Origin of the sequence: Arenibacter algicola, from assembly GCF_000733925.1 — a bacterium.
In the GTDB taxonomy this organism is placed as follows: Bacteria; Bacteroidota; Bacteroidia; order Flavobacteriales; family Flavobacteriaceae; genus Arenibacter; species Arenibacter algicola.
This window is the reverse complement of the sequence record NZ_JPOO01000001.1, coordinates 1882753-1904235: the sequence shown is the minus strand read 5'-3', so window position 1 is coordinate 1904235 and position 21483 is coordinate 1882753. Positions and strand designations below refer to the sequence as shown.

The window sequence follows — 21483 nt, the reverse complement described above, 5'->3', positions numbered from 1 at the left end:
TCGGCGGGATCTAGGTTCAGTACCTCTACACTTGGATCGATTCCTGTTATTGTGTTCAGGGCCTGCCTTTGTCGGACAGGCTTGCCCTGAGGTTTAATACCTTTTATTAAATTAGAACTGCCACCATTTTTTTAGTGACTTACCGTAGCCATAACCATATTTACCACCATAACCCAAATTGCTATCCTTCACATCATTGACCACAAAGGATAGCCCCTTCAATTTGCCTTCTTTCATTAAATTCAACGGAAATTCCAAAACTGCCTTTTCCGTGGATCCAGCTCTTGTAACGTAAATAATATGATCTGCATACTGACTAATGAGAAGGGTATCTGTAACAACAAATAATGGTGCTGTATCAACAATCACATAATCATAGGCGGCCGAAAATTCTTCAAATAAACCTTTCACTCTACTGCTCATAAGGAGTTCTGCAGGATTAGGTGGTATTTTGCCTGAATATACAACATCTATTGTACTACTATGTACCAACATGGAATGTACCAAATCCTTTGGTGTTAAGCTACCATCATAAAGGTATTCTGTTAAACCAAGATTCTGATTTGATTTACGATTACCTATCTCGTCCACGTTCTTATTACTAAAAAAATTGTATAATTTTGGGTTTCTTATATCTGCGCCTATCAAAAGCACCTTCTTACCTGTATTGGCTAAAATCATGGCCAAATTGGATGACAAAAAGGTTTTTCCTTCACCTGATACACTAGAGGTTATAAAGACCACATTTTTATTCCCTTCCCCAGTTTTTGCCTTGATTAAATAATCCAGGTTGGTCCTCAAAATCCTAAGTGATTCTGCCATAACAGAACGGTCATCTTTTAAGATCAACATATTGTCCTTTTTGGACAGTTTTGGCAATTCTGCAAGGACAGGGACATTAGGTACTAATTGCTCCAAACCAATCTTATTATGTATCTTATTGTCTAAGAGGTCTTTACCGTATATTACAGAAAACGGCAACAATAATCCCAAAATTAAATATGCCAATAGTATAATACTTTTCTTAGGCGAAACCGGAATATTGCTTACCAAAAACGCCTTATCTATAACCTTGGATTTAGGAGTAGAAGATGCAAAGGTTATTTGGGATTCCTCTCTTTTTTGAAGTAAGTACAAATAAAGGGCCTCGGTAGTCTGCTGTTGTCTTGTAATATCGCGCAACGCCCTTTCATTTTTGGGAGCGGAATATATTCTAGAATTTATTTTGGACAATTGGCTACTTAAACTGTTGACTTGTAGGGACAAATTGTTGGTAACGCTATTTAAACTAGATTGCATACTTCGCTTTAGTCCCGCCAATTGCTGGTCCAAATTAACAATAATGGGGTTCCTTTCATTGGAACTTTCCAATAATCGCTTACGTTCCAGGGCCAATTCGTTATATCTTGCCGTAGTAGCAGCAATAGAGGCATCGGCAAGTCCAACGTTTGAAGGCAACAATTCATATCCGTCTTGATTTTCCACGATGTCCTTCATGGAGGAGGCAATATCCAATTGCACGGAGGCATTTTGTAATTCCTGCTGACTTGCCGCACCAACATTAAGATTAATATTGGTCTGCGCTCCAATATCGGTTAATCCCCTGTTGGATTTAAAGTCTTCTTCACTTTCATCAACCGTGGACAAATCACCATATATATTGGCAATTCTATCATCGATAAAATTAGAGGTCCTGTCCGCAATGGCCTTTTTATCGTCAATGGCATTCTGATTATAATTGTATATTAAAGCATTAATGACATCTTGTCCACGATTAATTACTTGATCATTTAATGCTAATGCAATAATATTCGATTGCTCATTGGTTATTGTCACCTGAATATTCTTTTGATAGGCGTCAGCAACCTCGGTAAGTGGATCAACGGCAACCATGTATTTTCTGCCTTCATAATTATGCAGGTCCAACACGTTTGGGGTAATGACAATATCTCCTACAGAGGAAGATATAGTTTTCCCAAAAAGATATACTATTGCCGGCTCATCTTCTTCTTCGGACAATTCAAAGGATGTGTTTGATTTCAGGGTTATAAAGAACTTTTCCTTAGAACGATGTACTACGGAATCGGGTGACATAAAACTAATCTTAAAAGGTGCATTATGGTACATATCAGAATTCTGGATATTTCCTAACGCCACAATTTTTTTATTTAACCCTAGCTGTTTGATTACTTGGATTAGATTGGACCTAGAATTTAAAACCTCAATTTCATCTTGGACTCTATTTCGACCTCCTCCCAAAACATTTAAATCTCTAAAAACGTCCAGTTCGGAAGTAGCGCTCTGATCTTCTAAAATTTGAATTTTCGCCTGGATCGCATATTCGGGAGTGGTATATCTGATTTTCAAAACCGCCAATACAATCCCAATTAAGGCAAATAATAAAAACCATTTCCAATTCCTGAGATAAGGTTTAAGTAATTCTCTGTAATTTATTTTTTTGTGTGAAATAAGGGTAGATTCGGAATTCATTCTATTATGAAAAGTTGTATTTTATTGTCTAGTGATTAAGATAACCGTTGAAGTAATTAGTACCGAGGCAATGGAAATGGCTATACTCGCCCTTTGGTCCAAACTAGAAGCTGTTATCCCTGATCTATTGGGTTCTACATACACCACATCATTCTGGGTAAGATAATACACAGGGGAATCTACCATTTTTTTTGAGGTTAAATCAATTCTAGTGTAAACTTTGGTACCGTTAAAATCACGAATTACCAGTACATTGTCCCTCACTCCACGGATAGTTAAATCCCCCGCATAACCCAATGCCTCCAATATACTTATTTGCTCACCATTCACAGGATAAGTTCCAGGTCTTGCAACCTCCCCTAAAATTGATACGGTGAAATTTTGCAAGCGGATATTGATGATAGGATCCTTTAAATATTCTGACAAATGATTTCTAAGTAGATTTCTTAATTCTTCTGGAGAAAGTCCTTCTATTTTTATTTTACCAATGACTGGAAAGTCAATTTCCCCCGCTTCATCAACTAGGTAATCTACAGGTTCAGGTCTAAATCCCGTAGATTCGCCCCCTCCCCTATACAGGTTAAAAGGGACGCTTGCCTCTGGGTTTAAAGAAGATACATGTATAGATACCAAATCGTCTACCTTAAATTTTGCAATTGAGCGATTCTTATTTACAACGGTTTCAAAATCTCCAGTGTCCTGAAAATAGACCACTTCCTTTCTGGAGGCACAAGAAGTTAATAGAAGCACAAATAAAGTAATGACAATAACTTTTTTACCCATAGCAATGGAGTTTTAAAATTAAAATTATAATTTCTTATACAAGTATAGTAAATAATTAGGATTGTAAAACCTTCTTGGACATTATAGTTTCGGGATCAATTTTGGTATCTTTTTTATCCAATTTGCACAAGTCAGAATTATTGGAAACATATTCAGGAACAATTTCCTTCATCATCCTTACGGTGTTTTCATTAAAAAACATATTGGAAACACACAATTCGTTGATTTTGGACTTAGTTTCTTCATACAATAATTCCCTGGACTTGCTGATCATGATTTTCTTGTGGTAGGTAGGCATAGTGTCTTCTACATTCGCCAGCAATTCCTCATAGAGCTTTTCTCCCGGTCTAAGTCCCGTAATCTTGATGTCTATATCTTCAGGATATCTAAGGCCTGAAAGTTTGATCATATTTTTGGCCAGATCAAAAATCCTAACGGATTCGCCCATATCAAAAATAAAAATCTCACCACCTTGTCCCATACCTCCAGCTTCCAATACCAATTGGGCGGCCTCTGGTATAGTCATAAAATAGCGAGTGATATCCTTATGTGTTACCGTTAAAGGCCCGCCATTTTCAATCTGCTTTTTAAATAATGGAATCACAGATCCATTGGACCCCAATACATTCCCAAAGCGAGTGGTAATAAACTTGGTCTTTTTATATTGTTCGGAACAGCTAATGTACATTTCTGCAATCCTCTTGGTAGCACCCATTACATTGGTCGGGTTTACCGCTTTATCAGTAGACACAAAAATAAATTTGTCCACGTTATTGTCCAAGGAAAGATCTACAATAACTTTGGTACCAGCCACATTAATTTTTATAGCCTCGTACGAATTGTACTCCATAAGAGGTACATGCTTATAAGCAGCGGCATGGAAAACTAAATTTGGTCTATGCTCCTGAAAGATGGCAGACATCCTGTTTTTATCACGTATATCACCAACAATTGGAATAAAATTATGAAATCCATTTTGTTTCAATTCCTGCTGAAGATCGTAAAGGGCCGATTCGGCCTGATCAATGACGATTAAGGATTTGTAATCGCAATTGGCAATTTGCCTCACCAACTCACTACCAATGGAACCTGCACCCCCAGTAACCACAACCACTTTATTTCTTAATTCATTGGATATTCTGCTATTCTTGATGTTTATAGGAGCCCGATCCAATAAATCTTCTATCTGAACCTGCTTAATTTGGGATATTTTAAGTTCTCCATTGATCCAATCCTCAATAGGCGGAACAATTTTAACTTGTACCGGAAAATCCACCAATTCCTCAACCAACTCCCTCAAACGGTTACGATCTATATTTTGAATGGAAAAAATAATCTCAGAAATATCATGATTTTTAATAAAATACTCCGTGAGCACCTCTGGCCCATACACCCGTACCCCATTAATATTTTTTCCAACCTTTTCATTATCCCTATCAATATAACCAACCACTTTGGAAACACTTCCTGTATGACTCGTCAAGGCGTTTTGGGTAAGAATACCAGATTCACCCGCACCATAAATAATTACATTCTTGGTAATTTTAAATTGTTTTACCAGATTATAATAGGCCGTTTTAAAAACATACCTAGAGGCACTTAAGGCCATAAAGGCCAACAAACTGTGAATGATAATTATAGATAAAGGTACTGTAAAATTCTCCATATAATTCATCTCCCTATTCACAATAACCATAAAAATGGTTATAATACTGGATAAGCAAATAGCATTGAAAATATTGTAAACATCCCTAACCCCAGTATGCCTAATTACACCTTTATAGGAGCCCGTAATCAAAAAAGACACCAATCCAATTACCATAATAACAGGCAATTGAAGAAACAACGCGTCTATATCAAAATCTAGGGTAAGGTTAAAACGTATAAGATATGAGAATACAAAAGTAATTGCAATCAAAGTCAAATCAATGGCCAACACAATCCATTTGGAAGTATATTTTTGCGCTCTATTGGTCAAGTAATTTTGTATCATTTAGTAGGTATATTTAATTTTTTATCTGTAAATCTGTAAATACGCCAATATTATTGGGCAAGCCCATTTTTATTCTTAGATGCCTACACAGCCTAAGATACGGAAATTTCACCCTTTTATCAACATATATTTCCATTAATAATTGAAGGTAGGATAACCTATCTTTCATATGGCCTAGAAAGTATTTCAGTCATATAACATTCTATTTCACTGTATAAAATTAAAGGTAATTTTTGATCAGAACATAGGAAGCATGTATAATTCGGTAAACTCTCAAAAAATCGGATGAATACCCATTAATTACTTAAATTTCCCAATATCCATAATTTAGGAAATAACTTTTATCGAGTTTTTCTGTTATTCCAACCCCAATACCAATCAATGTAGTTTAGTTGCGGTAAAGTTTAACAATCAAGATCCTGATTGTCAATAGGTTTTCCTCTATCCATAGGTATTGCAATCAAAATTGAACCCCTACCCTTATAATGATCGTATTGTTATCTTCTTAATAAATTCCCCCCATGTATTTGGTCTTTAATACTATATTTACACCCATAAACAAATTAATCAATTGTGCTATGTGCCCTGGAATTGGGTGTAAACCGCAAAATAAATAGATTTTAAAAATTTAATAAAATCAAAAAATAGGAACAGTTCAACTTTAGCACAAATTCCATCCAATCTATAAATTTATAAAAAGATGAAAATATTAGTAACAGGAGCGGCCGGATTTATTGGCTTCCATGTATCCAAAAAATTAACGGAAAACGGACATGAGGTTATTGGCCTCGACAATATAAACGACTACTATGATGTTTCCTTAAAATATGCCCGACTTAAAGAATTGGGCATCTCACCGGAAGAAGCAAAGAACTTCGGAAAAATCTGTCAGAGCAATATACCAAATAGTCCCCTCAAATTCATCCGCCTAAATTTAGAAGATAGGGAAGCACTGCCTGCATTATTCAAAGACCAACAATTTGATCTGGTCTGCAACCTCGCTGCCCAGGCTGGAGTTAGATATAGTTTGGAAAATCCTGAAACCTATATAGATAGTAATATAGTAGGTTTTTTAAATTTATTGGAATGTTGTAGGCACCACAACATAATACATTTGGTATATGCCAGTAGTTCAAGTGTTTACGGCTTGAACAAAAAAATCCCATTTGAAACTTCGGATAATGTGGACCACCCCATTAGTCTTTACGCCGCCACCAAAAAAAGTAATGAACTAATGGCATTTACCTATAGCCATCTATATGGATTTCCAACCACAGGACTACGCTTTTTCACCGTTTACGGACCATGGGGCCGACCGGATATGGCCATGTTTTTGTTTACAGAGGCTATGGTAAAAGGCAAACCAATAAATGTCTTTAACAACGGACAAATGGAACGTGATTTCACCTATATAGACGACATTGTGGATGGAGTCATTAGAATTCTGGAGAAAGACACTCAAGACAGACTAAATACAAATGACAAATACAAGATCTATAATATTGGAAATAACGATTCAGTAAAATTATTGGATTTTATTGAAGAAATAGAAGATAATCTCAACGTCAAGGCTAAAAAAAATATGCTGCCAATGCAGCCTGGTGATGTTTCTGCAACCTGGGCCAATGTAGACGATTTAATTAAGGACTATGATTATAGACCGAATACTCCAATTAAGGAAGGTGTTTCCAATTTCGTTTCATGGTATAAAAAATTCTACCATACTAATTAATTCATTCTAAGGGTACATACTCCATTTCACTTCTTTTTAGGTACACTTAAAATGTTATCAATCCATAGCTTTTGGGAAAATATTTGGTCTATAGTTTCATTTCATCGAGTTTATTGCAACTTAAAATAATAATAATATTGATTTATAATTCTTTTACCCACCTTTGTCCCTCCGTAAAAATTATAATATAGTTTAAGATGCAAAAGATGTCACCTAAATTAAACCCTAATTACCATGTGCTGGTTACAGGAGGAGCTGGTTTCATAGGCTCCAACCTTTGCGAAACCCTTTTGAACAACGGAAACACTGTAAGTTGTTTGGATAATTTTTCAACCGGAAAAAAGGAGAATATCGCTCATTTATATTCCAATCCGAAATTCCGATTAATCGAGGGAGACATTCGAAATTTGGAGGATTGTCAAAATGCTTGCAAAGGTGTGGATTATATATTGCACCAAGCAGCTTTGGGTTCGGTTCCCAGATCGATAAACGATCCCATTACCAGTAATGATGTTAACGTTTCCGGCTTTTTAAATATGCTGGTGGCCGCAAGGGATGCCAAGATAAAACGCTTTGTGTATGCTGCAAGTTCTTCCACCTATGGAGATTCAGTGGGCTTGCCGAAAGTTGAGGAGGTAATTGGAAAACCTCTTTCACCATATGCAATTACCAAATATGTAAACGAACTTTATGCAGAAATTTTCAGTAAAACATATGGTCTTGAAACTATAGGATTGCGGTATTTTAATGTTTTTGGAAGAAAACAGGATCCCAATGGTGCTTATGCGGCGGTTATCCCCAAGTTTGTAATGCAATTGATGAAATATGATTCTCCTGTAATCAACGGGGACGGGTCTTATTCTAGGGATTTCACCTATATAGATAATGTTATACAAATGAACCTAAGGGCCATTGTAAGTAACAATCCGGAGGCGGTAAATACAGTGTACAATGTAGCCTACGGAGAGCGTACCAACTTAAACGAATTGGTGTCCTTGTTAAAGAAATACTTGGCCGAGTTCGATCCAAAAATCTCTGAAGTGGAGATTACATACGGCCCAAACAGACAAGGGGATGTACCCCACTCCTTGGCTTCCATAGACAAAGCCAAAAAATTGCTGGGATATGATCCACAATACAATATAGATTCCGGGATAATGGAGGCTGTTAAATGGTATTGGTCTAATTTAAAATAAATATTAAAAATGAATTTAACGGTAATAGGAACGGGTTATGTAGGTTTGGTCAGTGGTACGTGTTTTGCGGAAATGGGAAATACGGTTACCTGTATAGATGTGGATACAAAAAAAATTGAAAATCTTAAGCAAGGTATAATCCCCATTTATGAGCCTGGATTGGAGGCCATGGTCGCAAGGAACATTAAAAATAAAAGTTTGCACTTTAGTACCGCTCTAAGTTCACATCTGGAAAAATGTGATATAGCTTTTATTGCTGTGGGCACACCAATGGGCAATGATGGATCTGCCGACTTAAAATATGTCCTGCAGGTGGCCAAGCAAATTGGGCAACATATGACCCATTCTTTAATTATTGTGGATAAATCTACAGTACCAGTAGGCACTGCCGATAAGGTAGAAGCAACTATACAGGAGGAATTGAACAAACGCCAGGTATCCATAGAATTCCATGTTGTTTCCAATCCCGAATTTTTAAAGGAAGGGGATGCCATTAATGATTTTATGAAACCGGATAGAGTGGTCATAGGAGCCAATAATGATGAAGCAGCAAAAAAAATGAGGACTCTCTACAGTCCATTTTTTAGAAGTAGTGTTGACCGACTTATTCAAATGGACGTACGCTCTGCTGAAATGACAAAATATGTTGCGAATGCCATGTTGGCTACAAAAATCTCGTTTATGAACGAAATTGCGAATATATGTGAACTTGTAGGTGCCGATGTAAACAAGGTACGTATTGGAATTGGATCGGATAGCCGGATTGGTTATAGCTTCATATACCCGGGAAGTGGCTACGGTGGATCCTGTTTTCCAAAAGACGTAAAGGCACTTAAAAAAACAGCGGAAGAACACGGTTATACCGCACAATTGATCAATTCTGTGGAATTGGTCAATGACAAACAAAAATTGGTCATCGCCAATAAGGTGGTAAATAGATTCGGCGAGGATCTTAGTGGTAAAACTTTTGCCATATGGGGTTTGGCCTTCAAACCTGAGACCGATGATATGCGTGAGGCACCTGCCATTTATATCATTAAGGAATTAGTGAAACGCGGCGCAAAAATACAGGCGTATGATCCCAAAGCTATGGAGGAGGCACAACATTTTTACCTAAAGGACATCAATGGAGTAACCTATCACAATTCCAAATATGAAACCCTCCAAAATGCAGATGCAATGATTTTACTGACCGAATGGAAGGAGTTTAGGTCCCCGGATTTTGAGGAACTAAAGGTTCAACTAAGAACCCCTATTGTTTTTGACGGTCGCAACCAGTACAATCATGTTCTAATGGAAGAAAGAGGGTTTGAGTATTATCAAATAGGGAAGAAATAATTAAACAATTAATATTATACCGCAATGAGCACAATTAAAATAGCGATAATAGGATTGGGATATGTAGGACTGCCCTTGGCACGTTTGTTTGCAACAAAATACCCTACCATCGGATTCGATATAAACCAAACCCGAATAAAGGAGCTAAATGCTGGCCAGGACAAGACCCTGGAAGTAGAGGACAGCGTTTTACAAGCCGTATTATCCAATAAAGCCGAAATGGAGACTGGATTATTCTGCACTTCCAATATAGAGGATATAAAGGACTGCAACTATTATATAGTAACCGTACCAACCCCAGTGGACAGTACCAACAGACCCATTTTAACCCCGCTCTACAAAGCTAGTGAAACGGTTGGCCAAGTGCTTAAAACAGGGGATGTAGTTGTTTATGAATCCACGGTATACCCTGGGGTGACCGAGGATGAATGTATACCGGTTCTGGAAAAAATAAGTGGATTAACTTTTAACAAGGATTTTTTTGCAGGGTACTCCCCAGAACGGATAAATCCCGGGGACAAGGAACATACCGTAGAAAAAATATTAAAGGTAACCTCCGGTTCAACGCCGGAAATTGGCAGACAGGTCAACGACCTATATGCCTCTGTCATAACCGCAGGAACACATTTGGCACCAAGTATCAAAGTCGCGGAAGCGGCAAAGGTGATCGAGAATTCGCAACGAGATATCAATATTGCCTTTGTGAACGAATTGGCCAAGATATTTAATTTAATGGGCATTGACACCCATGAGGTACTTGAAGCAGCAGGGACCAAATGGAATTTCCTACCCTTTAAACCAGGTTTGGTAGGTGGACATTGTATTGGTGTGGATCCTTATTATTTAGCCCAAAAGGCTCAGGAATTCGGTTACCATCCTGAAATAATTTTGGCAGGTCGCCGTATGAACGATGGCATGGGTAAATATGTAGCCTCTGAGGTCGTTAAATTAATGGTTCAAAATGATATTAAGGTTAAGGGATCTCATATCCTAAATTTAGGAATTACATTTAAGGAAAATTGCCCGGATGTACGGAATACCAAGGCCGTGGATGTCATTAACAACTTAAGAATTTATGGGGCAAACATTACCACCTATGACCCATGGGCATCCCAAGAAGAGGTAAATCACGAATATGGCCTTCACACAACAAAAGAGCTACCCAATTCAAAATTTGATGCCATAGTGCTTACCGTAGCCCACAAAGAATTTTCAAATATGGATTTGAAATCCATGTTAAAACAAGATGGCGTAATATACGATGTAAAAGGAATATTGCAGGATCGGGCGAACGGTAGACTGTAAGGAGCGGCAAGTTAAGGCCACATTTAGATCAGCATTCCAACCTCTTGCCACTTATGGTGCCGAGAGGTTTTTTTGGTTATCAGGAACTTTACGTCATAATGGCGGCACTATATAAACCCGCCTACCATGTTATCCTGCGTTAGTATTTGTCAGCTTACGTTGATAGTAAAGACCACATAACTCAAATCTGAGGCTGATATACCTACATTGTTCAATTCCTTTTGGACTTTCACATATTTACCTAAGTATTTTGATTATTTCTAATTCCGAAAATACCGCAATCAATTCCAGAACCCAATACCATTCCTGTAAATTGAATTTTAGGCTAAGGTCCGGAAACCGGACCATTCCCAACTTCTTCCTTCATTCCATTAATTTCTAATGATGGTCATTGAACTATCATACCTTGCTCCTTAATAAGCCCTAGGAAAGGTCCAAACAATATATCTCGGAAAGTCACTGTTCTCATACTAGTCAATATTCAATAGATTATTGTTGAAATGGAGTGGGCTTTATTTATAGGAGTATCGTTTTACCCAGACATAAAGTCAAATGTTATTATAAGGAACAATTCTTAAATCCGAGATGACTATATACCCATTGAATCCTTTAGGTAAATAAGTTTCCAAACTTTATATTGTAGAAATTCAAACCCCAAATTTTAAAAAAATTACAACTAAATACCAAAGGCGATGAATCTGGATCAATAATGTTAAATTTTTCACAGCTATAACTAAAATTGCACCTCATTTCTTAAAGAAAAGTGTATTTCATCGAAAAAATGACTTGTCAACATCTAAAACATAGATTACCAACGTAAAACCTTCATTGCACTTCAATTGTGCATTTCATCGAAAATAACGTATGTTTTAGCGATGATATTGAAAAAATAAATAATATTGTTGAACCCAAATGATTATCATTTTTAATTAAAGTCTTTTACTTATGAAATTTCACCCCTCAAATCTCATTCAATTAGCCCTAGGTTTTATTGTCTTATTGACAACCTCCTGCAATAAAGATTCCGATCTTCTAGCGGAATATGTAGTTGAGAACCCAGAAGTAGCTCTAATGGACAACGTAGTTACCTTGCGTAATAGTTCAGTGATCATTAGACCATCAAAAAGGGACTCCAACGGAAAGTCAAAAAAAACCACCATTACCGATGTATCATCTCCTTCCATCGGTACAGCGGTAATAAATGAGGATAATTCCATAACATACACTCCAGACACCGATATAACGGGCACTGATGAGTTTAGCTACACTACTGATGTAACGAATACGGACGATACAATTACCCAAGAAACTGGTTCTATTACGGTAACAATAACCGACAAGACACCTATACCCACAGAACCCTTGGACATGGGTGAGCTCAAAGCATTCCCCGGTGCCGAAGGATTCGGTCAAAACGCTACAGGAGGTCGAGGCGGTAGGATTGTTGAAGTTACCACAACCAATTTCAGTGGATCGGGGAGCTTGAAGGAAGCCCTTGAAATGACAGGAGCTAGAACAATTATATTTAGAGTAGGTGGCACCATTCAGGGCCAAGGGAGTGAATATTTGCAAATTCCCCGTGGAAGCGGCGATGTTACCATTGCAGGGGAAACAGCTCCAGGAGGTGGTATACTGATAAGGGGAGCTAGACTTCAAGTAAGGGATGGAAATGTGATTATAAGACATATACGATTTAGACAAGACCCATCTAATAGTACTGGGTCCAATGATGATGCACTTACAATTGATGGGACAGGAGGTAGCCCACTTACCGATATTATGATTGACCATTGTTCTTTTTCATGGGGACTGGATGGGAATTTGGATATTAGGAATACATGGGGAGCCACCGTTCAGAATTCGATCGTAACAGGAAATGCCAAATCAAATCTAATCAATGCCAATTCAAAGAATATATCGTATTTGAACAATATTTTTGGCCTTGTTCAACAAAGAGTAGTTAGGGCCAATACCATTTCCCATTTAGATTTGACACTGGAAATGATAAATAATTACATATATGGTGTTCCATGGCCAGCAGGCCCTTCCGAGGGTCTAAAAGCAACTATTGAAAATAACGTTTGTGAGAACTCCAATAACGTATCGACCGGTAGCAATAATTTATTGGATGTTCCTGAACCCAATCCTGACAACTACGAACCCAACAAAATAGCAAATACTTACTTATATATCAGCGGAAATGACCTTGGCGATATGTACAAGGGAGAAGTAGCATCTAAAGGAAACCCTTATTTAGAATCAGTACCATTATATAGAAGTAGTTACACTCCAAAATCTATAAACGGATTGAAAGAATACCTATTAGCGAATACCGGTGCGGGGTCAGGATTATCCCAGGGATTAGATGCAGTGGATACCGAAGTAATCAACAATATCAAAGCTAAAAGTGGCACAATAAAGTATTCCGGGTCCTTCCCAAATATTTCGAACGGTACACCTTACCCCGATGTTGACAAGGATGGAATGGACGACGATTGGGAAAAGGCTAAAGGTCTAAATGTTGGATCCGCAGACAACAATGGTGACCAAGATGGAAACGGATATACCAATCTGGAAATGTTTTTATATGAACTTTATATGAATTAATAGGAGTATCCCACAAAGTGTGTAAATAGAAAATAATGTGGACATACCATGAAATGAGGCTGTCTAAAAAGGCAGTCTCTTTTTTTTGTTTAGGATTTTAAAAAAAATATTGATTTTCTTATCTTAATGGTATGAAAAGCAATGTCGTTTGGATGACCAATAGTCAGGCGCAATTGAGTCTTCTCCCTCCCAGTTATGATGATCTTGTTCCCGAGAATCACCCAGTACGTATCGTCAACAGCATTTTGGACCGGATAGATATCCGCTCCATTGAAAACACCTATAAAGGAGGCGGTACCTCGAGCTACCATCCCCGGGACCTGCTCAAAATTTTGGTCTACGCCTACCTTCGCAACCTATATTCCTCCCGTAAGATCGAACAGGCTTTGGGCGAGAATGTCCACTTTATGTGGCTCAGCGGCTGTATCCGGCCCGACCATAACACCATCAGTAATTTTCGCTCGGGCAGACTCAAGGGGAAGTTCAAAAAGATCTTTAACCAAGTTGTGATACTGCTGGCAGAACAGGGCTATTTGAGCTTAAAGGAAATCTATGTCGATGGCACCAAGATCGAGGCCAATGCCAACCGTTATACTTTTGTGTGGGGAAAAAGTGTCAAGACCTCACGTTCCCGTATCGAGAAACAACTAAAAGAGCTATGGAGGTATGTGGAGACGGTCTATGCCGAAGAGGAACAAAGGCCCAACGGACCGGACAACTTTGAAGCAATAGACCCTGACCAGGTATCACGGACAATCGACAAGATCGACCGGGCACTTAAAGGAAAGGACATCGATAAAAAGGTAAAACAAAAGCTCGGTTACGCCAAGAAGAACTGGCCAAAGAATATCGCCAAGTACAACAGGTACGAGCAACAGATGGGCGGACGCAACTCTATGAGCAAGACGGATCCCGACGCCACCTTTATGAGGATGAAAGAGGACCATATGCTCAATGGACAGCTCAAGCCCGGCTACAATCTACAGGCGGCCACCAACAATCAGTTCATAGCAAACTACACCCTTGCACAGACCACCGCGGACACCACCACACTTATCGACCATACCGAAGACTTTATAAAAGGTTACGGAAAACCGCCCAGGGCACTAACGGCCGATGCAGGCTATGGAAGCGAAGAAAACTACACCTATCTTCATGAGAACGATATTGATGCATTTGTAAAGTATAACTACTTCCATAAAGAACAGTTGGATGAAAAACGTGGAAAGCAGAAAAGGCCATTTGCAGCGGACAATCTCTTTTACAACAATGAAACGGACACCTATTATTGCCCCATGGGACAGCCCATGGAAAACATAGGGAGCTATTTAAAAAAGACCGCTACCGGATATGAACAAAAAATAAATAGGTACCAGGCCAAGAACTGTGCAGGCTGTCAGCTCAGAAGCCTGTGCCATAGATCAAAGGGCAACCGCATAGTAGAGAGAAACCACAAGCTGGCCAGACTCAAGGCAAAGGCAAAACAAAAATTATTGGATCCAGAAGGAATCGCCCACAGAAAACAAAGATGCTGGGATGTGGAGGCGGTTTTTGGCAACATAAAGCAAAATATGAACTTTAAAAGGTTCATGCTAAGAGGTCTTGATAAGGTGGAAACGGAAATAGGGCTCATTGCAATGGCACATAACCTTAAAAAAGTGAGTTTGGTGATGTAAAGGTCGCTTTGCTAAACTTTTAATCAGCCAATTATTGCCTGTTTAAACGAACAACATCAGAATAAAACCTAAAAGACCAAAAATTAAAAGGTCGCCTAAATAGTTTTTAGACGACCTCATTTTATTAGGTTCTATATTTCACGGTTTCCAATCACAGTGAATTATAATTATAGTCAGGGCTAAATACTAAATCGGCCTCTAGTTTGGTTTCAAGGGGAGCTTACAACATTATCAGCAAAAAAAAGACAAACTATAAAACAGAATTGAAACCAATAATATTTATTGATTACCCAGTTAGCCCGAATGCCAAATAAGTAAGTGGCAATAAAACAATATTTTTGGTAGAATAGATTTAAATTAATTAAAATTTGTCGAATTTAGCCCCGACTTAACGCACACCACTATAAGTGATCCAATTATTATTTTCATATTACGATCCATGTTTCTAAAAACCAAGGGAAAAATCAAGAAAACACTATCCAACCCGCTGATTTACAACATGCTGATTGTAGGTGGCTTAACATTATTGGTCAAAATAGTTTCCTTTTTCAAAGAATCATTGGTTGCAGCCTACTTTGGGCTTTCTGAACTACTGGATACCTATTATATCGCCATTCTAATACCAACTTTTGTTCAAAATGTTTTCATAGGTTCTCTTAAAAATCTTTTTATTCCCAACTATATCAGGGAACAAAAAACTAATAATAACATCGCAAGCTTTCAAACTATAACCTTTATTATAATTAACGTACTTGTAGTTATTTTAACCTTGCTGGTATTTACTTTTGTCCAATTTTTTCTGGAAAATGTATTCCCTGGGCATACCCGATCATATTATGAATTGATTAGGGTTCAATTCTATATCGTTGCCCCTTGTTTATTGTTATGGGGTTACTCTGGATTCCTTAGTGGATTATTAGAAATAAAAAATAAATTTCTTATTACCTCACTATCACAATTTTTCCTCCCCATAGTCACAATCCTATGTATTGTTTTCCTAAAACCAATTTCTGGGGATATTACTTTGGTATTAGGATTAACCCTTGGAAGTTTTTGTTCATTCGTACATTTGTTATACATGGCATTTCGTGAAAAAGTTTTGATATTTGGAAAACCTGAACTAAACGAGAACATAAGTTCAATGATTCAACAATATACCCCAAAAGTAACTTCAGGCTTATTGACCGGAATTAATCCTTTTGTGGATCAATTTTTTGCAGCGCGGCTAGTAATTGGATCAATATCCGCGATTAATTACGGAACAAAAATACCAGCTTTCGTGGTTGGTATATTGATGCTCGCACTAGGCAATGTGCTTCTACCTCACTTTTCCAATTCGGTCAATGAAAATATTGAAAGGGCATACAAACAATTGTTTAAAATACTAAAAATAGTTTTTCTAATTAGTTTTTTAGTATCACTTTGTGGGATTATTTTATCCAGTGATATTGTAAGACTTTTATTCGAAAGAAATGAATTTACATCAAAAGATACCTATGTTGTTTCGAATATTCAAAAAATCACATTGATTTACGTCCCATTTTATTTGTGTACCTTGGTATGTGTAAAATTCCTTACTGCTATCAATCAAAACAAATTCATGGCTTGGACTTCTTTTTGGAACTTGATTTTGAACCTTATAATGAATATTATACTGGTTAAATATTTGGCCGTGTATGGTTTGGTACTGAGTACAACCATAGTATATGTAATAGCTAGTACCATTTATGTAGGTTACACATTTAAACTATATAGTAAGTATTTAAACCAGAAAACTTAGTTAATCTATAAGATTTACAGATATTTGAATATTGATTTAAATTTTTTTACTTATTAAATTTATGAAAATACACTTCATTGCATCTTCTATAAGGGGAGGGGGAGCCGAAAGGGTTATGGTCTTATTGGCTAATGAATTTACTGATTTAAGGCATGAAGTAAGTATTATCACGTTTAATAAAGGGCAATTTTACGATCTTCACCCTCAAATCAACTCCGTCGATCTTCATCAGGGATTTATAAAGAATCATACCATACGCAGTTTAATAAATCTATACTCGTACTATTTTAAAAGAAAAAATCGTCCAGCTGTGGCTATTGCCCTAATGCCACGGATGAATTTGATTTCCATTATCGTTTGCAAGCTTTATGGAATAAAAATAATTGGGTGCGAACATAATAATCATTTAAGGCTAGTCGAACCACTAACTAAATTCACATGGAATTATATTTATAGGTTTGCAAATATGATAACGGTATTGACAGAGTTTGACCGAAACTTTTTTGAAAGAAAAAAAGCCAATGTTGTTGTAATGCCCAATCCCTGCTCTTTTGATACACTTAAGAACAATAGTCATAATAGAGAAAAAACTATTTTAGCCGTAGGAAGCCTAAATAGGTATAAAACCAAAGGTTTTGATAACTTGTTGGATTTAATCGTCCCGGTTTTAAATAACAATCCTGAATGGAATCTTAAAATAGCCGGAGGAGGAGAAGAAGGATTTCAAATATTAAACCAAATGGTTCAGGTCAATCAAATTCAAAATCAAGTAGAGTTTATTGGCTTCGTGGACAATATAAGCGAATTAATGAGAACATATGACATTTTTTGCCTTTCCTCCCGTCACGAGGGCCTTCCTATGGTTTTATTAGAAGCCATGTCCCAAGGTATGGTATGCATTGCCTATGACTGCAAAACCGGACCTTCCGAAATCATTGATCATAATAAAAATGGTCTGCTTATTGAAGACCAGAACCAAAAAGAAATGCAAAAAGGATTGGATTTTCTTATAAATAATGATAAAATTAGAAAAAACTACAGTAATAATGCGCTAAAAAACCTAGATCGTTTTTCTATTACCACCATAATTAACAAATGGAATAACTTATTCAAAGAACTTAACCTTTTATGAAAAAAATAGGTCTTTTATTTTTTTTGGTACCATTTGTCTTAAGTGCACTTAATATTCAAAGTTTAGTTGGGAAATTCATTTCCGAATCCCTATCTCAATATTTAGCATTTCTAAATTATGGTTTAGTTCTAGCCGGAACAATATTATGCTTAAATAACAAAAACAGGGAAAAATTTCCCTCGATAGTAAAAACATGGTTCTTTTTCTATTTGGCATATTATGGTTTGGGATTACTGGCCAATGTAGTACATAACAATGAGATTTCACTCTTAAGGACCACTGTTCCTTTGGTATATGCCATTGGCTTCGCCTTTTTTTTCAGCACTTATGAAAATAGAAAAATATTCGAAAAGGTTGCTGTAGTTACATTTTTCGTTTCAGTTATCCTATTAATATATCTAAGTGCCATTAATTTCTCATATGATGACAATAGCACCCTCAATTATGAACTGGACAGAGCTGGAGGAGTTTATGGAGACTCAAATAATGCAGCCATTGTATGTATATTGGCATTTGTATTCATCCAACACCATATAATTGCTAAAAATTTAATTACTAAAATCTTTAAAATAGCAGCTATTGGAATAACACTTTATGGCATAATCCTTTGTTTTTCCAAAACAGGTTTTTTGGTGTTTTTTGTTGTATGTGCCTTAATGTTCCATCGTTTTTTCAACCCGAGCAGAATCTTATTATTGATATTTGCCCTCCCACTATCTCTTTATTTTGCCCTTCAATCGGCACTGAACAGTACACATTTATCACTAGTGCAAAAATCGAGGGTTCAAGATATCGTGAATATATTAACACTTAATACCAACAAAGTTTCCTATTCTGGAAGGGATGTATTGTTTCAAAATATGCTGAATTACATAAACGCAAACCCAATACTGGGAAATGGAGTTTATTTCTATAAAGACATTTCATCACACAATACACTATTCGGGGTTTGGGCAGATGCCGGTATTTTTTGTTTTCTGCTATTTTTATTTCTTCTTTTCCAATATTTTAAAAAATCAATGATTGCGCCAGTAACCATTAAGTTCTATTGTCTTTCAATTCTAACAGTTTTGTTTGTCTTTATGATTACTTTACAAACCATAATATCGGAGGCTTATCTGATGGTAATATTCATGTATCTGGCCTATACCGTTGAATATTTCCCGAAATACGATGCTGAAATTAATGCTGGAGTTATAGCATAATATATGCACCCCAATTAGAATAATATTTTCTGAAAATTAATATCCAAATGTTAAACAATATAATTAAAACTACCATTATCTTGCCATCTTTAAGGGCGGGTGGTGCCGAACGGGTCATGTCTTTTGTGGCGGACAACTTGGATAGAGATAAATTTGATGTTACTTTATTGGTTATTGGATCCTCTTTGGATCAGTCCTATTCCATTCGAAATATTAGCCTAGTATTTTTAAATAAAAAAAGAGTCTTAACATCAATCCCCAAATTAATACAATATCTTTTTCAGCATAACCCACAAATTGTTCTTAGCTCAATAGGTCATTTAAATCTTGTAATGGGCTTAATTTCATTCTTATCCCCTAAAACAACATTTATTGGCAGACATACTAATATGGACAACATAGATGGAGGCTTAAAGAATTCCGTGCTTAAATACATAACAAAAATAGGCCTTGGTAAATTAGATTATATCATTTGTCAGTCCACGGACATGTTACAAAAATGTAAAGACCAATACAAAATCAAAGCCGAAAAACTAAAAATTATAAATAATCCAATTACCGATAACTTTACCCTTTCTAAATCTAAAATTAATCTGAAAGCTAAAGGTAGTATTAGTTTCATAACTGTTGGCCGCCTTGTGAAAGTAAAAGGGCATGTCAGGATTTTAGAGGTGTTAGCCGACTTAAACCTCCCTTTTAATTATACTATAATAGGTGTTGGTCCAGAAAAGTCTGCCATTATAGATAAAGTTACTTCATTAAATATTAGCAACCGTGTAGAATTCATTGACTATACGGACGAAGTAGCTAAATATCTTGCGGATAGCGATATCTTCTTGCAAGGTTCCTTTACTGAAGGATTCCCCAATGCTTTATTGGAAAGTTGTGCTGTTGGCACTCCAGTAATAGCCTATGATGCACCAGGAGGGACCAAGGAAATAATTGAAAATGGGGTAAATGGTTTTATTGTTCAAAATGAACGTGAGTTTTTAAACAAAATAAATTACTTAGTTTCAAGCCCATTAGATCCACAGACCATAAACAAATCTGTTTTCAAAAAATTTAGTAAAGAAGAAATATTATTAAAATACGAACAGTTATTCCTAAATATAATAAAATGAAAAATAGTATTGATTGGTTGATTGTAGTGCCCAATGACCGACTTGGCGGAGGCGCCGAACAACTATTAATGAATCTTGCAGACTATTTAAGCAATTCTGGTGAAAACTGCGCCATTTACTTCCTAAACTCAGAAAGATTGGACGGGTGGAAATATCTTGATAATAGATGTAAATTAATCTACTCCCCTTTTCCGAGTTACTTTCTGGGATATATTGCGCTATTTTTTTTTATAATCAAATTCTCACTAAAAAACTCCATTAAACACACACTCTCTTCCCAAACACTCATCAACGCAATGCTAGGGTTAATGAAACGTATTGGTTTTTTGAGAAAATCGAAGGTGATAGTAAGGGAATCTAATTCTATCTTTCATTTATTGACAGGCCTAAAGCTGCTGAGATACAAAATAGCTTATCAAATAGGGTATTCCAAAGTGGATCTACTTATTTGTCAAACGGAGTTCATGAAAAATCAATTAATAGAGGAAATACCTTGGATGAAAAAGAAGCTTAAGGTCTTTGTACAAAAAAATCCAATAAACCTTGATCTAGTTAAGGCCAATGCCCTCAAAAAAATCAAATTTGATGAACAGTCCCAATTCATAGTTGCTGCTGGTAGGTTGGTGCCTGCCAAAGGGTTTGATGTATTGATTCATTCATTCAATGAAATTAAGGACAAGTTTCCTAAATTGGAATTATGGATACTTGGAGAAGGAGCTGAGCATGAATCCTTACAAGCCATAATCAACGATCTTAATTTAGGGAATAGGGCTAAATTGACGGGCTTTTCAAAGAATCCATTTCCATATTTTAAAAAGGCGAGAATGTGTGTTTTGTCTTCACGTATCGAAGGCTTTCCCAATGTACTATTACAAATGATGACCTTGAACACCAATATTGTTTCTACTCTAAGTGCTGGGGGAATCGAAGAAATTCAGGGTATATATACCTGTGAAACTGAAAATGTAACCGCATTGGCTAACGCTATGGCGAAATGCCTTGATTCCAATAACTCAGATAATCGAATACAATTTGATGAGTTTTTAGAAAAACGTACCATACACAGCTTTATGAATGCTATTCTAAAAGAAATAGAATAATTCAAAATGGCATGCCTAAAATTCA

The 21483-nt window shown here is 36.6% G+C and carries 14 protein-coding genes; 11 read left to right on the top strand and 3 right to left on the bottom strand.

Annotation, left to right across the window (positions count from 1 at the left end; translation table 11 throughout):
- Positions 1-111: 111 nt before the first annotated feature.
- From U735_RS0108110 to U735_RS0108100, 3 genes are read right to left on the bottom strand one after another with little or no spacing between them, the layout of a single operon-like run.
- Positions 112-2490, bottom strand: coding sequence for a GumC family protein (locus U735_RS0108110; protein WP_031443343.1), 2379 nt, complete (start codon positions 2488-2490; stop codon positions 112-114).
- Positions 2491-2511: 21 nt separating this feature from the next.
- A complete protein-coding gene (locus tag U735_RS0108105; protein WP_031443342.1) occupies positions 2512-3273 on the bottom strand; it encodes a polysaccharide biosynthesis/export family protein in 762 nt (253 codons plus the stop codon).
- A gap of 55 nt (positions 3274-3328) precedes the next feature.
- Positions 3329-5266 (bottom strand): polysaccharide biosynthesis protein, encoded by a 1938-nt coding sequence (locus tag U735_RS0108100; protein WP_031443341.1) that lies wholly within the window; start codon positions 5264-5266, stop codon positions 3329-3331.
- A gap of 700 nt (positions 5267-5966) precedes the next feature.
- Between U735_RS0108100 and U735_RS0108095 the strand changes: the two genes are divergently transcribed.
- From U735_RS0108095 to U735_RS0108035, 11 genes are all read left to right on the top strand, one after another.
- Complete coding sequence (locus U735_RS0108095; protein WP_031443340.1) at positions 5967-6998, top strand: NAD-dependent epimerase; 1032 nt, start codon at positions 5967-5969, stop codon at positions 6996-6998.
- Between the two features lie 197 nt (positions 6999-7195).
- Positions 7196-8194: an SDR family oxidoreductase gene (locus U735_RS0108090; RefSeq protein ID WP_051891918.1), complete on the top strand. Its 999-nt coding sequence runs from the start codon at positions 7196-7198 to the stop codon at positions 8192-8194.
- A 9-nt stretch (positions 8195-8203) separates the two neighbouring features.
- Positions 8204-9532, top strand: a complete 1329-nt coding sequence (locus U735_RS0108085) for a UDP-glucose dehydrogenase family protein (protein WP_031443338.1) — start codon at positions 8204-8206, stop codon at positions 9530-9532.
- Between the two features lie 24 nt (positions 9533-9556).
- A complete protein-coding gene (locus tag U735_RS0108080) occupies positions 9557-10837 on the top strand; it encodes a nucleotide sugar dehydrogenase (RefSeq protein WP_031443337.1) in 1281 nt (426 codons plus the stop codon).
- 945 nt (positions 10838-11782) lie between these two features.
- Positions 11783-13444 carry an Ig-like domain-containing protein gene (locus tag U735_RS0108065; protein ID WP_031443336.1) on the top strand — a complete coding sequence of 554 codons (1662 nt, stop codon included), beginning with the start codon at positions 11783-11785 and terminating at the stop codon, positions 13442-13444.
- A 131-nt stretch (positions 13445-13575) separates the two neighbouring features.
- On the top strand, positions 13576-15120 hold the full coding sequence (locus tag U735_RS0108060; RefSeq protein WP_031443335.1) for an IS1182 family transposase: 1545 nt from the start codon (positions 13576-13578) through the stop codon (positions 15118-15120).
- Between the two features lie 439 nt (positions 15121-15559).
- Positions 15560-16900: a murein biosynthesis integral membrane protein MurJ gene (gene murJ / locus U735_RS0108055; RefSeq protein ID WP_034248104.1), complete on the top strand. Its 1341-nt coding sequence runs from the start codon at positions 15560-15562 to the stop codon at positions 16898-16900.
- A 61-nt stretch (positions 16901-16961) separates the two neighbouring features.
- Positions 16962-18032: a glycosyltransferase family 4 protein gene (locus tag U735_RS0108050; protein WP_031443333.1), complete on the top strand. Its 1071-nt coding sequence runs from the start codon at positions 16962-16964 to the stop codon at positions 18030-18032.
- The gene (locus U735_RS0108045) at positions 18029-19237 is read left to right on the top strand and encodes an O-antigen ligase family protein (RefSeq protein WP_031443332.1); all 1209 of its coding nucleotides are present in this window, start codon (positions 18029-18031) and stop codon (positions 19235-19237) included. The genes U735_RS0108050 and U735_RS0108045 overlap by 4 nt, the downstream gene beginning before the upstream one ends.
- A gap of 47 nt (positions 19238-19284) precedes the next feature.
- The gene (locus U735_RS0108040) at positions 19285-20358 is read left to right on the top strand and encodes a glycosyltransferase (protein ID WP_031443331.1); all 1074 of its coding nucleotides are present in this window, start codon (positions 19285-19287) and stop codon (positions 20356-20358) included.
- Positions 20355-21458 (top strand): glycosyltransferase, encoded by a 1104-nt coding sequence (locus U735_RS0108035; RefSeq protein WP_031443330.1) that lies wholly within the window; start codon positions 20355-20357, stop codon positions 21456-21458. Before U735_RS0108040 ends, U735_RS0108035 begins: the two co-directional genes overlap by 4 nt.
- The last annotated feature ends 25 nt before the right edge of the window (positions 21459-21483 follow it).